At 57.1% G+C, this 15,975-nt stretch carries 11 protein-coding genes; 1 reads left to right on the forward strand and 10 read right to left on the reverse strand.

Features of this window, described 5'->3' with window-relative positions; genetic code table 11:
- Window positions 1-16: 16 nt before the first annotated feature.
- Window positions 17-2,023 carry a DHH family phosphoesterase gene (locus tag FD02_RS01875; RefSeq protein WP_056950015.1) on the reverse strand — a complete coding sequence of 669 codons (2,007 nt, stop codon included), beginning with the start codon at window positions 2,021-2,023 and terminating at the stop codon, window positions 17-19.
- A gap of 282 nt (window positions 2,024-2,305) precedes the next feature.
- Between FD02_RS01875 and FD02_RS01880 the strand changes: the two genes are divergently transcribed.
- Window positions 2,306-2,980 carry a TerC family protein gene (locus FD02_RS01880; protein ID WP_082603286.1) on the forward strand — a complete coding sequence of 225 codons (675 nt, stop codon included), beginning with the start codon at window positions 2,306-2,308 and terminating at the stop codon, window positions 2,978-2,980.
- A 48-nt stretch (window positions 2,981-3,028) separates the two neighbouring features.
- Here FD02_RS01880 and FD02_RS01885 read toward each other — a convergent pair whose 3' ends face one another.
- From FD02_RS01885 to FD02_RS01925, 9 genes are all read right to left on the reverse strand, one after another.
- Window positions 3,029-3,982, reverse strand: coding sequence for a LacI family DNA-binding transcriptional regulator (locus FD02_RS01885; protein ID WP_054721382.1), 954 nt, complete (start codon window positions 3,980-3,982; stop codon window positions 3,029-3,031).
- A gap of 129 nt (window positions 3,983-4,111) precedes the next feature.
- Window positions 4,112-4,969, reverse strand: coding sequence for a sugar ABC transporter permease (locus FD02_RS01890; RefSeq protein WP_054721381.1), 858 nt, complete (start codon window positions 4,967-4,969; stop codon window positions 4,112-4,114).
- 1 nt (window position 4,970) lies between these two features.
- On the reverse strand, window positions 4,971-6,332 hold the full coding sequence (locus FD02_RS01895) for a carbohydrate ABC transporter permease (RefSeq protein WP_056950017.1): 1,362 nt from the start codon (window positions 6,330-6,332) through the stop codon (window positions 4,971-4,973).
- Window positions 6,333-6,432: 100 nt separating this feature from the next.
- On the reverse strand, window positions 6,433-7,665 hold the full coding sequence (locus FD02_RS01900) for an extracellular solute-binding protein (protein ID WP_056950018.1): 1,233 nt from the start codon (window positions 7,663-7,665) through the stop codon (window positions 6,433-6,435).
- A 2-nt stretch (window positions 7,666-7,667) separates the two neighbouring features.
- The gene (locus FD02_RS01905) at window positions 7,668-9,302 is read right to left on the reverse strand and encodes an alpha-glucosidase (RefSeq protein ID WP_056950020.1); all 1,635 of its coding nucleotides are present in this window, start codon (window positions 9,300-9,302) and stop codon (window positions 7,668-7,670) included.
- Window positions 9,299-9,970 carry a beta-phosphoglucomutase gene (pgmB, locus tag FD02_RS01910; RefSeq protein WP_056950022.1) on the reverse strand — a complete coding sequence of 224 codons (672 nt, stop codon included), beginning with the start codon at window positions 9,968-9,970 and terminating at the stop codon, window positions 9,299-9,301. The genes FD02_RS01905 and pgmB overlap by 4 nt, the downstream gene beginning before the upstream one ends.
- Window positions 9,963-12,224 carry a glycoside hydrolase family 65 protein gene (locus FD02_RS01915; RefSeq protein WP_056950323.1) on the reverse strand — a complete coding sequence of 754 codons (2,262 nt, stop codon included), beginning with the start codon at window positions 12,222-12,224 and terminating at the stop codon, window positions 9,963-9,965. Before FD02_RS01915 ends, pgmB begins: the two co-directional genes overlap by 8 nt.
- 103 nt (window positions 12,225-12,327) lie before the next feature.
- Window positions 12,328-14,076: a glycoside hydrolase family 13 protein gene (locus tag FD02_RS01920; RefSeq protein ID WP_056950023.1), complete on the reverse strand. Its 1,749-nt coding sequence runs from the start codon at window positions 14,074-14,076 to the stop codon at window positions 12,328-12,330.
- 205 nt (window positions 14,077-14,281) lie between these two features.
- Entirely contained in the window at window positions 14,282-15,928 is a 1,647-nt protein-coding gene (locus FD02_RS01925) for an alpha-glucosidase (protein WP_056950025.1), read from the reverse strand.
- Between the last annotated feature and the right edge of the window lie 47 nt (window positions 15,929-15,975).

A 15,975-nucleotide genomic window follows, 5' to 3' on the forward strand; every position in this document is an offset into this window, starting at 1 on the left:
TTCTGTGACCGGACCGTTACTCTTCCTCGGCCGTGTCGTCGATAGCCGTCAGCAGCATGTCCTTCACCTCGGCGATGGACTTGCCCTCAACCTGCGTCGCGGCGTTGCTGAGGTGGCCGCCGCCGCCCAGCTTCTCCATGATGACTTGAACGTTGATGTCGCCCAGCGACCGGGCGGAGATGCCCACCTTGCCGTCGCTACGGCGCGAAATGACGAAACTGGCATCGATGCCGCTGAGGGTCAACAAGGTGTCCGCGGCCTGCGCCGCAATGACCGGATCATACGTCTTGTCGGCTTCACCTATACATAATGCCATATTTTGGGAAATCATTTCAACGGTATCAATCAGATGATTCTTTTGAATGTAGTTATCGACGCTTTCCTTCAACAGGTTCTGCGCCAGCAACCCGTCGGCCCCCACTGAACGCAAGTAGCTCGCGGCGTCGAAGGTCCGCGTGCCGGTGCGCAAGGAGAAGGATTTGGTGTCGACCGTAATCCCGGCCAGCATCGCCGTCGCCTCGAGCTTATCGACAGAAGCGGCGTTGCTCGGCTGGTATTCCAGCATTTCGGTAATCAGCTCACACGTTGAGCTGGCGTAAGGCTCGATATACACCAGCATCGGGTTTTCGGGGAATTCCTCGCCTCGCCGGTGGTGATCGATGATCACGACCCGAGAGGCCAGTGCCTGATACAACGCCGGGGCGCTGGTCATCGAGGCCTTCGAATGGTCCACCATCACCAACAGACTGCGGTCAGTGGCCTGAGACAGCGCCGCATCTGGCGTGAGAATCGCGTTGGCAATTTCCGGATCCTGGCCGACCTTGCTCATGAGGCGCTCGACATCGGAGTGCAAATTGGCCGGATCGATGACAACGTAACAGTCCTTGCCGTTCATCTGGGCGATGCGGCGAATCCCCAACGCCGCCCCGACGGCATCCATGTCGGGGCGCTTGTGCCCGACGACGAAAATCTTATCGGTTTGCTTGAATAACTCCTGCATGGCCTGGGAAATCATCCGAGCTCGCACGCGGGTCCGCTTTTCCATCGGGTTGGTTTTACCGCCGAAGAACTTCGCCTGCTCGTCCTTGGCGCGGACAACCACCTGGTCGCCGCCGCGCCCTAAGGCCAAGTCGAGGTTGCTTTGTGACGTCGCAGCGATCTTGCTGAGGTCGGGGTCGCCGTACGCGATCCCCACCGACAAGGTCAGCGGGTAGTTTTGCTTGGAGGTTTCCTCCCGAATCACGTCGAGAATCTTGAACTTGTCTGCCTCGACTTGCCGCAACGCCTTGACGTAGGCAATGAGAATGAAGCGGTCGTTACTGATGCGGCGAATGTACATGCCGAAGTCGCGCGCCCAATCAGACAACGTGTTGGTGACATAGCTGTTCAAGTTGGTGATCGTCTGGTCATTGAGCGTCTGGGTGATCTCGTCGTAGTTATCCAGGAACACCTGGCCGATGGCGATGCGCTCGGATTCCGCACGCGCCTCGATTTCCGCATAGCGGGTGATATCCATGAGGTACACCACGCCGATGCTTTGCTGAATGATCATGTCGAATTCGTGCTCGCCCCAGGTGATGCTGTGGGTCTCGGTCGAATCCTGATGCGCCGCGACCAATTCACTGAGTTCGGGATCCACCTCGCTTAACGGTCGGCCGAGAATGTCGGCATCGGTGAAGTACTGCGCCAGGTAAGGGTTGGTCCACTCGACGTTCATCTGGTCGTCGTAGATCAAAATCCCCACCGGCATCTTAATCAGCGCTTCTTGCTCGCCACGCTTGATGCGGTAGGCAAGGTTAGAAATGTATTTGTTGGTATTGGCCGTAATGGTGGCCAAGGCAAAAAACGTCGCCCCGATCAGTACAATCAGGGTCACGAGCATGATCAGGCCCAGCCACGGGCTAACGAAACTGGCAAACACAATTAACACTACCGCCAGCAACACCATGGCCCCGGCCGCATACCGCAGCCGAACGTCTTCAAGAAACGCCGGCAGGTTAATTTTTGCGAAGAGCTTTTTCATTGAGCGGTTCCCCTATCTTGGCTCACAGCTTAAGAAAAACTTTAGTCCCGTGTATTTTACCATAAAGGGGAAACTGACGCGGCATTCGCGCCGGCTTGGGCTTATCACCCCTTGTACAGACGCTGGCGCCAGCGTTGGCGCCGCATTTTTTTACCACTGCCGCAATTTTGAGTCAAAAGTTCGGTACAATAGGATTAACTCGCTGGGGAGGTGGCCGCAATCAATACATTAATCAAACTATATGGTCCTTTTTTTAGCGGCGCCGACTGGCACGCCGCCATCATGACTGGCGGGGGGCTGATGACCATCGCAACGCTGGCCATCATGGAATGCCTATTGTCCGTGGATAACGCCGTCGTGCTTGCGGCCCAAACCGCCTCGCTGAAAGTGCCGAAGCTCGAGCACCGGGCATTGATGTACGGGTTGTGGGGAAGCTACTTGTTTCGCTTCATCGCCATTGGGCTGGGCAGCTTTCTCATCAAGTTCTGGGCGGTAAAGGCCATTGGCGCCGGTTACCTGTTATGGATGGCGTTGCATTTTTTCTACGAGCAGCACGTCCCTAAGGCTGGCGGTAATCAGCCTAAACTGGCGAAGCCTCGCTCGTTTTGGGCCACCGTCGTCGCCATCGTCTTGTTGGACTTCGTGTTCTCGATTGATTCCATCTTGACCGCCTTGGCCATCGACGACAATCCTGTCATTGTGCTCATCGGCGGCTTCATCGGCATCTTGGCGATGCGGTTCGTCGCCCAAGGGATGATCGTCTTGCTGGCCAAGGTCCCGGAGCTGTTGTACATGGCCTATGTCCTCATCGCCTTTATCAGCATCAAGCTTGGCTTGTCGCTGCCGATGATTCACATCGAGGTCTCCAACACCTTCTTTAGCATCTTCGTGCTCGGCGCCTTCGCCGTGACCCTCGGTGTCCACTTCTGGCGCCGCCGCAATTCGCATGAATTTTAGCGGCACGAAAATAGGCCTCCCCACAATGGGAGGCCTATTTTTGTGCCGTTATTCGCGGGTCGTGCCGCGGGTCACCAGCTTCGGGGCCAACAGGAGCTCACCTTGCTGGGCGCCGGACTGGGCAATCTTCGACAGCAACATCCGCGCCAGGTGCTCGCCTAGTTCGGGCACCTGTTGCTGCACGGTGGTTAGCTGGGGATTGGAGACTTGATCGAGAAACACGCCGTCGTGGCCGATGACGCCAAAATCGCGGGGAATGGCGCCGCCTTCGTGCAGGATGCCGCGCACGACGCCCACGGCCAGGCGGTCACTGGCGCAGATAAAGCAGGTATTCGGCGCAAACTCCCGCCAGTGCTCCTCGATATATTGTTGGGATAACCGGCTGTGGTTGGCCAGTCGGTAAATCCGCGGTAGCTTGGCGTGCTGCTGCAAGGTGTTGATATAGCCCGCCTCACGCGAATACTCGAAAGGTTCCTTCACGTCGATGCCGATGAAAATGATGGACTGGTAGTTCTTGGCCAATGCGTATTTGGTCGCCATTTGGGTGCCAAGTTTATTATCGGTATCGATAAAATCATAGCCATAGCGGTTTTCGCCAAAGAGCACAAGTGGTTTTTCCAGCTGGTCCAACCAGGGAAAATCGCTCGTGCGCGCGCCGGTGATCAGGTAGCCATCGGCGTTGCCGGCGGTGAGCTTCTGGCGGTCGGTGATCAGCTGCAAGGCGTACTGCCGCTTATCGAGGCCGCGAGCGATGCCGAACAACAAGTTCATATAATATGGCTCGGTGGTGTCGATGTCCTCCAGAATCAGGAACTTCACCACGTTGCTACGGTTATTGGCTAACGCCTTAGCCGCGGCGTTAGGTTGATAGTTCAGCTCCTGCATCGCCGCCACCACGAGTTCCCTCAGTTCGGTGGTGACCTGCTCCGGGTGGTTAATCACCCGGGACACTGTCATTTTTGAGACATTGGCTTGCTTGGCAACATCCGACAAGGTGACCATGCACGTTCCCCCTCCGCTACTGCTAATTAATTATATTTTATCATGTTTATCAAAATCCGCATGACCAGAGTTTGGGTCCGCCCATGCATAACAAAAGCGCCACCCGAATCGGCGTGGCGCTCTGCTGATTTAGCCTTTGTCCGCACCGGCGGTAATCCCGCTGACGTAGAACTTTTGCATGATCACGAAGAAAATCGTAATCGGCACGGCGATGATGACACACCCGGCGATAAACTGCGTGAAGAAAGTCGTGGACTTCCCCAGCGTCCCGTTGAGCATGTTGTACAGCCCATAGGCGATGGTGTAGTTCTTCGAATTCCCCGATGCCGAGAGAATGATCCCGGAGAAGATAAAATCGATCCATGGGGCAATGAAGGCCATCAGAGCGGTGTAGACGATGATTGGCCGGGACATTGGCAAGCCGATGTGCCAGAACACCTGCCACTTCGTCGCGCCATCCATCACCGCGGCTTCATCGATGGCCACCGGAATGGTGTCGAAGAAGCCCTTGGCGACGTAAAACCCAAGGCCCGCGCCACCAACGTATACCAGAATCAAGCCGCCGAGGTTCAACATATTGAAGCTCTTGAGGATGTAATACAAGGCAATCATCGACATGAAGCCAGGGAACATCCCCAACACCAGCGCGATTTGGAGAAACGGCTTCCGGAAGTGGAAGCGCAGGCGCGACAGCGTGTAGGCGACACAAATCGTCACGAACGTCGAGAGAATCGTCGAAATCACGGCGACAAACAGGGTATTGCGAATCCAGTAGACGAATGGAAACTGCGTGCTGGTGAAGATATCGACGTAGTTTTGAATGGTGTACTTCTCCGGGAAAAAGGTCGAGACAAACCCGGTATCGTTAGCCGAAAAGCTGGCCAAAACGATCCAAACAATTGGCACGATCCAAATCACGGCCAAGACGATGAGTAAGAGATAGCGGAGCGCCAAGGATAGGTGCCGTTGTGCGCGATATGATGTCATGTTAGCCCTCCTTGAATGCGTTGGTCCGCCGGTATGCGATCAAGCTGAAGGTCGCACTGAGCAGGAAGATTAAGATGCCCAGTACCGCCGACGCGTTGTAGCGTTGCGTCTGCCCGAAGACCAAGTTGTACAGCCAGGTTACCAGCAAGTCGGTGTCGCCGGCGCCGTTGTAGTTGTTGTTCATCGGGAATCCCTTGGTCAACAGGAAAATGACGTTGAAGTTATTGATATTCCCGATAAACTGCTGAATCAAGGCCGGCGCCATCACGAAGAGAATCTGCGGGAACGTGATGTTGTTGAAGACTTGAAACGCGTTAGCGCCATCCATGCGCGCCGCTTCGATTTGGTCCTGCGGCAAGTTTTGAATAATGGCAGTCGAGACCAGCATGGACACCGGAATCCCAATCCACATGTTGACCACAATGACCGTGATGCGGGCCACTAACGGATTGGCCGAGGCGCCAATAAAGTTAATCGGATGGGCAATCAAGTGCCAGTTCATCAAGATGTTGTTCAGCGGGCCCTGCAAATCCAGGAACTGCGCCATCATCAACAGCGAAACGAACTGCGGCACGGCGTAGACGATCACGAAAATCGTCCGCCAAAACGCCCGGTGCTGGATCCCCTTCGATTCGATCAAGAGCGCCAACAAGACGCCGAAGAAGAAGGTCGTGGCGGTGGCCATCACGGCCCACACCAACGTCCAACCGAGGACGGGGAAGAAGGTGCCGGCCAAGTCACCGGTCAAGACGTTGCCAAACGCCTTGAACCCGGTCCAGGAAAACCCGATGGCGTGCTTGCCGTCGTAATTCGTAAAGGCCATAGAGATCATGTACAGCGTCGGCAAGATGTTGAAAGCCACGATACCGATAATCGGAATCGTCATCAGCGTGGTGTGCAGGCGAGAGTCGAACAGCGAGTGGAGATCTTCGCTGTTGGTTGGCACGTGCTCACCGTCGCGCAGCTGCACGTATAGCTTGCGCACGGAGTTCAGGTTGCTGATGTAAAGGCCAATCATCGCCACCACCAGAATCACGCTGAGCACCCCGAACAGCAGGATGACGACGGAGTTATCTGGCAGCTTGGTGATGTAGACACCTTGCGCTTCATCGAAGACGACCTTTTTTTGCTTGATCGCCCCGAGGTTGCTCAGCATCCGCAACGAGCTGATTCCGGTGAATACTAGCCAAATCAGAAAGGCGACCTCTAGCCCAAGATAGGCGATGCCTTTGGCCCACTGCTTGTGCTTCAGCTGGGCTAGGCCCATGAAGAAGAACGAGAGCTTGAAGCTAGCGTCCCCTTTTTGCCACACTTCGCGGAACGTGGCGGCAGGCGGTAGGTGTTTCTTTTTACGGTTAAACATGACTGCTCCCTCCCCAAGCCGGCGTGCCGGCTTCCTTGGTGATTGGTGCACCATGACGCCAGCCAAGCTTGGCTGGCGCGGTGGTGCATCAATCGACGACTTAGTTATCCTTCGAAATCGCGTTCACGAAGGTGTCGAGTTTCGTGGCGTATTGGGCAGGCTTGATGGAGCCGGTGTAGGCACCATTGATCAGCGGTGCCGACAGGTTCCAGAAGGTGGCCATTTGCGTCATCTTTGGCATCACGACGGAGTTGCCTGGTTGGCTCATCACCATGACGGCCTTTGCGACTGGATCATCGGCCACTTCCTTGCTGGTTTGCGCGGACTTGTTGACCGGAATAGAGCCGTTGTGGCGGTAGCCAATCAGCTGCGACTGCTTGTTGGTGACGAATTGGGCAAGCGTCGCGGCAGCCTTTTGGTTCTTGGTCGCCGTGTGCGAGTTCACCGCAAAGCTCCCAATGCCGAGGAAGGCCTGCATCTGGACTTCCTTACCGCCCACATTAATGGTCGGGTAAGGGGCTACGGCGAAGTTCTTGCCGAGAATCTTCTTGATGTTCGCCGCGTTCCACGGGCCGTCGATGGTGGCAGCCGCGTGGCCAGACTTCATTTGGTTGAGGGTGTTGCTGGTTTGCATGACGTTCTTGTTTTGCTTTTGCTCCGCAAACCAGGTCATGGCAGCAACCCCTTTGGCATTGTTGATGTTTGTGCCCTTCAAGGTTTCGCCATCCTTACCGTACAGTTGCGTGCCGGCGGAGAAGAAAATCGGGTAGAAGTTGTAGGCGTTGGTGAAGTCGGTGGCCAGCACCCCTTTAGCGGTCAGCGTCTTCCAGGACTTCACGTCGTCTGCAGAAAGCATGGACTTATTGTAATACAACGTTTGTGCCTGCTGGTCGGTTGGGTAGGCGTACATCTTGCCCTTCCAGGTTACGGCGTCGGCGGCCACCGCCACGTCGTCTTTCTTCACGGCCTTAGTTGCGGCCGGTGATAGCGGGTTGATGTAGCCTTGATCGGCCATGGAGCCAAGCTGGTCGTTCGGCACCTGGAAGACGTCGGCGGCCTTACTTGGGTCCTTACCGACGTCGGTTTTGGCGTTGGCCGAGCCGTTCGGGCTTTGGGTAACGGTGACATTGACCTTCGGGTACTTCTTGCTAAAGTTCTTCACGATCGTCTTGTAGTAATCAACGTTGGTCGTGTCGACCCACAGTTTCACGGTCCCGGTCAGGTCCTTGCTGGTCGTCTTCGTGCTTTCCGTGCTACTTTTGCCACAAGCAGCCAACATCACCGCTGCTAAAACCGCGGCACTCCCCATTGTTACCTTTTTCCATGATGTCATGATTATCCCTCCGATTGATTGTCTGCGCCGGCCTCAACACGTGCGGCAAACGCTTGATATGGTTGCAATTCGAGCCCCGTTAAGGTCGTTGGGGCCTCAAGGTTATGGATCACGACGGCTTCGAGGTGATCCGAACTGGTAAATGATTGCGTGGTGCCGGTGAGGTTGGCCACAACGAGCCACCGCTCGCCTTGATCCACCCGGTAGTACGCCATGACGCCAGGCGCTGTTGCCACCGGGATGAAATCACCGTGCACAATTAGCGGCGTGGTGTGGCGAAGGTGGATCAGCTGCCGGTAAGTCGCGAGCACCGAATCGGCGCCAGAACTGGCCGCAACGTTAATGTGGTCATGATTGGCGTTGACCGGCAGCCACGGCGTGCCGGTGGTAAATCCCGCCTGGGCGCCCGCTGTCCACTGCATCGGGGTCCGCGCATTATCGCGCCCCATACGGTTGATTGCTTGCATCATCGTGGCCGGCGCCGTGCCGGTCGCCACCGCGGCGGCATAAGCGTTGCGACTTTCGATATCCGTGACCTCAGCAATGTTGGCGACTGGCCGGTTGGTCATACCGATTTCTTCGCCTTGGTAAACGTACGGTGTGCCGCGTAGCAGGTGCAGCAAGATGGCAAACATCTTTGCGCTTCGCTCCCGGTATTGCCCGGGATCTCCCCAGCGGGACACGATGCGAGGCAGGTCGTGATTGTTCCAAAACAGCGAGTTCCAGCCGTGGCGATAATCCAACTGGGTTTGCCATTTCACCAAGGTGTCCCGCAGTGCCTGCGGCGCCAGCGGCTTGATGTCCCACTTGCTGGTGCCGACATCGAGTTGCATGGTTTCAAACTGGAACACCATCGACAACTCGTGCCGGTCGGGGTCTGAAAATTCCTGCGCAATCGCCGGCGTCGCCCCCCAGGTTTCCCCGACGGTCATCACCGGGTACCGGCCGAAGGTGGCGGCGTTCATTTCCTGCAGGTATTCATGCAGGTGTGGGCCATTGGCGGTGATGCCGGCGTCTGGGTCCTTTCCGATCAAATCAATCACATCGAGGCGGAACCCGCCGATGCCTTGATCCAGCCAGAAGTTCATCATGCGGTACACCGCCTGACGCAACTCGGGATTGGCCCAGTTCAGGTCCGGTTGCTGCGGGCTAAACAGGTGCAAGTAGTACTGGCCGGTTGGCTCGTCATAGGTCCACGCCGAGCCGGAAAAAGTCGACTGTAGGTCGTTGGGTTCATGGCCGGCCACCGGGTCGCGCCAAACGTACCAGTCGCGGTGCGGATCGGCTCGCGACTTAGCCGCCGCCTTGAACCAAGGGTGTTGATCCGAGGTGTGGTTCACCACGAGGTCCATCACGATGCGAATGCCGCGCTTTTGGGCCGCTTGGATGAGGTGTTGCATGTCGGCCATCGTCCCGAATTGCGGGTCAATGGCTTCGTAATCCGAGATGTCGTAGCCATTATCGATGCCGGGTGACTGATACACCGGGCTGAGCCAAATCGCGTCGACGCCAAGGTCAGCCAAGTAATCAAGCCGGGAAATGATACCGGGAATATCGCCAATCCCATCGCCGTTGCTATCCTGAAAGCTTTTGGGATAAATCTGATAGACGACGGCGGATTGCCACCAGGCGCTCATGCGCTCACCTCCCGGTTAAAGGCGGCGGTGATGGTCGCCAGCTTTAAGTCGGCCGTGCTTGGCACAACCAGATCGGCCGCCGCTAACACGGTGGCATCCCCGATCCCGACAGCGAACTGCCCGGCGGCTTTAATGGCCGCCACGCCAGCGCTGGCGTCTTCGAAGCTCACGACTTCATTGGCCGCTAACCCCAGTAGCGCCTGCGCCTTGAGGTAGATTTCGGGATCCGGCTTGCCGTGTTGCAGCTGCGCCGGATCGACGATGGCAGAGAAGCGATCCGCAATACCGAGTTTGGCCAAAATCGCCGGGGCGTTCTTGGACGCCGACGCGATGGCCAACTGCAGACCTGCCGCCTGTGCGTCATCCAGCAACTGCGGTACACCTGGCAAAATGTCGGCTGGTGTCAAGGTGGCGATGGCCTGCAGGTACTCGGTGTTTTTCTTCGCCGCTAAGGCCGCCTTCTCGTCAGCGCTGAAGTGGTTTGCCCCGGGGCCGTAATTCAGAATCAAATCCAGTGAGGCTTGGCGCGAGCGCCCGCGCAAGGCATCGTTTGCCGCCGGTGGTAACGTGATGCCTAACGACTCGGCCACGCGGTTCCACGCCGCGAGGTGAAAGCGCGCCGTGTCGGCGATTACCCCATCCAAATCGAACAGTAATCCTTTAAGCATGCCCCTCCTCCTTTACCAAGTGGCGCCGTTCTCCGTTCACCCACACATCCAGTGGCTCACCCGCCCGCAGCGTCAAGGTCGTGTGGTCGCTGACACTGACGGCAATGACGCGGCCGCGGTAGTTAATGGCGAAACTATAGCGCTGCCATTTTTTCGGCAGAAACGGGTCGAACCGTAACCGGTCGTGGTCGTATCGCATGCCGGCAAAACCTTGCACGATCGCCAGCCAGCTGCCGGTCATCGACGTAATGTGCAGGCCGTCTGCCGTGTCGTTGTTGTAGTTATCTAGATCCAGTCGGGCGGTCCGGGCGTACAGCTCGACGGCCTTATCTGCCTTGCCCAATTCCGCGGCTAAAATCGCGTGGATCGAGGCGGATAGCGAGCTTTCATGGACCGTGAGCGGCTCGTAAAAGTCAAAGTTGCGTTCTTTTTGCTCACGGGTGAAGCGGTCGTTGAGGAAGTAGATGCCTTGCAGCACATCCGCCTGTTTGATAAACGGCGAGCGCAGGATGCGATCCCATGACCAGTGTTGGTTCAATGGCCGCTGATCCGCAGGAATCGTGCTGGCCGGACGTAAATCCTTATCGAGGAAAGTGTCGTTTTGGACGAAAATGCCGAGCTTGTCATCGGTTGGGAAGTACATCCGGTCAATGATGTCTTGCCAATGGGCCTGCTCGGCGTCGGTGACAGCGAGCTTGCCAGTAATCGTGGGGTCGGCCTTCGGGAGCCGCGCCAAGGTGTACTCGAGCACCCAACTGGCCATCAGGTTCGTGTACCAGTTATTGTTGACGTTGTTCTCATATTCGTTAGGACCGGTGACACCGTGGATCATATACTTGCCGGCGCGCTGGCTGAAGTGGACCCGGTCGGCCCAAAATCTAGCGATGCCGACGAGCACTTCGATGCCGGCTGTGTTGACGTAGCTTTCGTCGCCGGTGTAGGCCGTGTATTGATAAATGGCGAAGGCCACTGCTGAATTGCGATGTAACTCCTCGAAGGTGATCTCCCATTCGTTATGACACTCGATGCCGTTGAAGGTCACCATCGGGAACAGGGCTCCGGCCAGGCCTTGCTGCTGGGCGTTGTGGTAGGCGCCGGGCAGTTGATCATGGCGATATTGCAAGAGGGCCTTGGTCACGCTTGGCGGTGTCACCGCTAAGTACATCGGCACCACGTATGCCTCGGTGTCCCAGTAAGTCGCGCCGCCGTATTTTTCCCCGGTGAACCCCTTCGGCCCGACGTTCAATCGCTTATCTTCGCCGTAGTAAGTCATGAACAACTGCGCAATGTTAAACCGAATCCCTTGTTGCGCCGCGTCGTCACCGCTAATCTCGACGTCGCTTTGCGCCCACCGCTCGGCCCAAACGGCAGTGTGCGCCGCTAGAGTCTGAGCGAAGGAATTCGTTTGCAGCTGTCCCAACAAGGTTGCGCTGGCGGCCGGCTGTGCCGTTTCGGCGACATCGCGGCTGGTGACGACGATCACGTCTTTTTCCAGGGTCATGCTTTCGCCAGCAGCCAAGTCGACGGCTAGCGCCTCGCTTAGCGTGCCGCTGGTGGTCGTCCGCTCACCGGCGATCGGCTGCCCGTTGAGGCGCAAGCCTTGTTGAAGCAACACGGTGAAGCGCGGCACGCCGAAGGGATTCTCGCGCGTTTCCAACTGGATGCTACCGGCGTTGGCATCTTCCTGCAGCGGTACCCAGAAGCGCTCGTCGTAATTGCTGTCTTCGTTCGTCACGTTGCCGTCGAGCGTCGCGTTAAACTGGAGGTGTGCCTGCCCGTGCAAAACCTTGGCGGTGACTTCAATGAGCGCGGCTTGGCGGATAACGTTGCTGACGAAGCGGCGAAAAGTGAATTGCACCGCTGCCTCCGGAGCCTCAATGGTGAAGCGCCGAGTCAACAAGCCTTGGTGGAGGTCCAACGTCAGCGAGAAGTCGCGGAACTGACTGGTGGCCAAGTCGACCCGCTCGCCGTTGATGGTGATGCCGATGCCGATGAAGCTCGGGGCATTGATGGCCTTACCGAAGTATTCGGGGTAGCCATTTTTCCACCAACCGACGCGAGTCTTATCGGGGAACCACACGCCACCAAGGTATGTGCCTTGCAGCGTATCGCCGGAATAGCCTTCCTCGAAGTTACCGCGCATCCCCATGTACCCGTTGCCGATGGCGGTCAGGCTTTCTTGCAGCCGCTTCGTGGCGGGGTTGAACTGCGTCGTGGTCACCTGCCACGGGTCGATTGCAAAGAGTCTGTTCATCGTCGTTGTCATTGTCGTTCACTCCGTTTCGTTTACACCCCTAAGTCTGCCGGGGCGAGCGGCGGTTTACAATCAAGAAGTTATTGTTACCGCTATCAAAATGCTAATGGACGGTCACGACAAAACCTTTTGGATTGAGTTGGCCGGCCTGGAAACCCGCGGCCAGCGCGGGTTTAGCCGTCAAGGCCACAGGGTGCTCACCAGTGTTGAACCAGCCGGTAATGGTCGTCTCGGCCAGCTGCCGGGTGACTTGAATCAGGCCGGTTGCTGTCACCGTGTAGGCTGTGGTGCCTGTGCCTAACACCGCCGCGTGCGCCCGCCGAAACGCGACCAAGGTGTGCACGGCCTGCCACACGGGGCCGTTGAGCTTACGCCAGTCCATCGGCTTGCGGTCATCGGGATCATTGTCACCACTCATCCCCATTTCCGTACCGTAGTAGATGCACGGTGCGCCGGTTTGCAAGAAGGTGAAGGCCAATGCGGCCAGCGCCTTATCTTGATCCTCTCCCGCCACCGTCAACAGGCGCGGTGTGTCGTGAGAATCCAGCATGTTCAGCATCGCCTGGTTGGTTTGATCGCGATACAACATCAACTGATCGAACAACCGCGCTTCAAGCGTCGCCGCATCGGTTTTCCCAGTGAGAAAATGGTCCTCAATTTGCTGAGTGAAGGGATAGTTCATCACGCCGCTGAACTCATCACCGTTGAGCCATGGCTGGGCGGAATGCCATACCTCACCAAGGACGTAACAATCCGGCTTCACCGCGGTGACGGCCTGGCGGAACCGCCGCCAGAAGTGATGATCGACTTCGTTAGCCACGTCTAAGCGCCAGGCATCGATGTCAAACTCGCGTAACCAATAAGTCGCAATATCCAACAGGTAATCTTGGACCTCGGGATTTGCCGTGTTGAGCTTCGGCATCCCCGGACCAAAGGCAAAGGTGTCAAATTGTGGGTCGCCTTCGCCCTTGGTCGGATCACGATACGGCGTCAGCGGCCATTGGCGAATATGGAACCAGTCGACATAGCGAGACTCCTTGCCCTTAGCCAACACGTCTTGCCACTGCGGCGATTGGTTACCCAGATGGTTGAAAACAGCGTCAAGCATCACCTTCATACCGCGCTCATGGGCACCCGCAACGACTTTGGCGAACAAGGCCTTGTCACCAAAGTCCGGATCGATTTCGAAGTAGTCAATGGTGTCGTATTTGTGGTTGGAACTGGCTTTAAACACCGGGCAAAAATACAACCCGTTCACGCCTAACGCCGCTAAGTCGTCGAGGTGATCCAGGACGCCTTGCAGGTCCCCGCCATAGTAATCCTCGCGACCAGGGTGATCGGCCGGCCGCCATGGTTTCGTCCCTGCTGGATCATTGGTCGAGTCGCCATTGGCAAACCGCTCAGGAAAGATTTGATACCACACCGTTTCACTTACCCAAGCCGGGACTCGCGTGCGGTCAATCGCGTGAAAATACGGCACGCGGAAATAGTTCCCAAGCTCTTGGCGTTGGGCCTCGCTATCCTCCCGTGGACCGCGGTCGCCGAACAAGGTGGTCGTGCCATCCTGACCGCTGGCAGCAAACACGTACTGAATCCGATCGAATGGCGCCGTCAGGGTAACGGCCCAATAGTCATGAGTCTCCCCACTGCCAATCCGCGTCATCGCTTGTGTCTGGTACCGATAAGTCACCTTTCCAGTTGCATCTGGCAGACTCCAGTACGGATCGCCGTAAATCACCGTTACCGCCGCCACATCGCCCTTTGCAGTTCGAAACCGCAGGCGCAATTCGTGGTCGGTATACAAGAAACAGTCTTCACTTTCAGGCCGGTGGCCCATAGCAGCAATATTCATGAATGAACTCCTTTGTCAGTTGCGAGCGAAGGTGGTCCTGTGTGCAGCAACTTGCCTTCGCAAGCACGATTAAGTTGTGAGCGAAGGCGGGAAGAGGCGGAGCACAGGCGCCGCCTCGTGCTTGAAAGGCGGTCTTTGCCTTTCGGGTACGAGGTGGTCCTGTGTGCAGCAGCTTGCCTTCGCGAGCACGATTAAGTTGTGAAAGCTAACTCAACACCACTCCGGCATGCGCGCCCAGCGTTAAGGTGTGCCCGGTCAACGTCGCATCGCCCGTTTGCAGGCGCACATGATAGCGCCCAGCCGGCAATTTGATGGTCGTTTCGGTTTCACCGAGCGCCACAGCGACAATCGCCACCTGATTGCCCAGGCGTCGCTGGTAGACATAACTTGCGGCGTCAGTGGTCAACAGGCGGTAGTCTCCCGTTTGGAACAATGATTGGCGCTTCAACGCCAATAAGTGCTGGTAAAACACCAGAGTGCTCCCTGGTGTTTTGGCTTGCTCGGCCGCACTTGCCAGCGGCTCTGCCTGCCCGGTAAGCCACGGGGTGCCACTGGTGAAGCCACCGGTAGCAGTCCATTGCATCGGCCCGCGCGCCGGCAGCTTGTGGTTCGCACTCGCCATGGCCAAGGCATCGGGTTCACTGATGCCGTGAGCCACTGCCTCCTGAACAAATGCGTTCACACTCGGATCATGAAACGCTTCGGCAGTGGGCAACGTGAGGTTTTGCATGCCAAGTTCCTCGCCGTAATAGATAATCGGAATCCCGCGTTGGAGATACATCAGCATGGCCAAGCTCTGCGCCTGCGTCGGCGTGTGCGCAACGCGGCCATTCACCCGCGGCATATCGTGATTGCCCCAATACAGCGTGGGCTGCGAGACGCCGGCTAGCGTTTGTTGCCACACGGCTTGCGTCTGCTTGAACGCCGCAAAATCGAGCTGATGGGTTTGGTACTGTTCGGGCAAATTGGGATCAAGCCCAGCCTTGCTATCCGTGAAGTAACGGAAAGTCACAACGCTGTCCATCAGCCCGCGGTCAGGTGCCGTGTAATCCACGGCAAGATTAACGTTGGCGCTCGCTGCCTCCCCGAGCAAGAAGACGTTGGGATAGTCGGCCTTGAGTTGCGCGCAAAACGGCCGCAACCAGCTTTGCACCTGAGGCAGGTTCGCGTAAAATGGCTCGGCAGTCACGGGCGCGCTCGTGCCAGTTGGCGTCGGCAAATCTTGATCTAACGCAGCCTTGGCAATGTGAATGAACGCGTCGACGCGCAGTCCATCGATTCCTTTTTGCAGCCAATAATTGGCGACATCGCCCATGGCGTGGCGCACCTCGGGATTCGCCCAATTCAAGTCCGGCATGTGCTTGTCAAACAAGTGAAAATAGGACTGGCCGCTACCGCTGGGATCCGGCTCCCAGACAGAGCCGCCAAAGAAGCTCCCCCAGTTATTCGGCCGCTGGTTGTGGCTACCGGCGAAAATATAATAGTCGCGATACAGACTCGCCGGGCCGCGCAAGGCATCTTGGAACCACGGATGCTGATCCGACGTGTGATTCAACACAAAGTCGAGAATCACGTGAATCCCCGCCTCGTGCAACGCCTGAATCAAGTCATCCATATCCGCCATGGTGCCCATCGCCGGGTCAATGGCGTAGTAATTGGCCACGTCATAGCCGTTGTCCACCTGCGGCGACGTGAAGACGGGATTCAACCACACGGCGTTGATTCCTAACTGCGTTAAATACGGGATCCGTTGGCGAATCCCGTTGAGGTCCCCAACTCCATCCCCATTGCTGTCTTGAAATGACTTGGGATAAATCTGATAGATGATTGCATGGTCGTACCAAGCACCCATTGCCATCGCCTCCAATCTCCTTCCAGCGTATGGGAGCAGGCAGCGCG

Origin of the sequence: Lacticaseibacillus nasuensis JCM 17158 (assembly GCF_001434705.1) — a bacterium.
In the GTDB taxonomy this organism is placed as follows: domain Bacteria; phylum Bacillota; class Bacilli; order Lactobacillales; family Lactobacillaceae; genus Lacticaseibacillus; species Lacticaseibacillus nasuensis.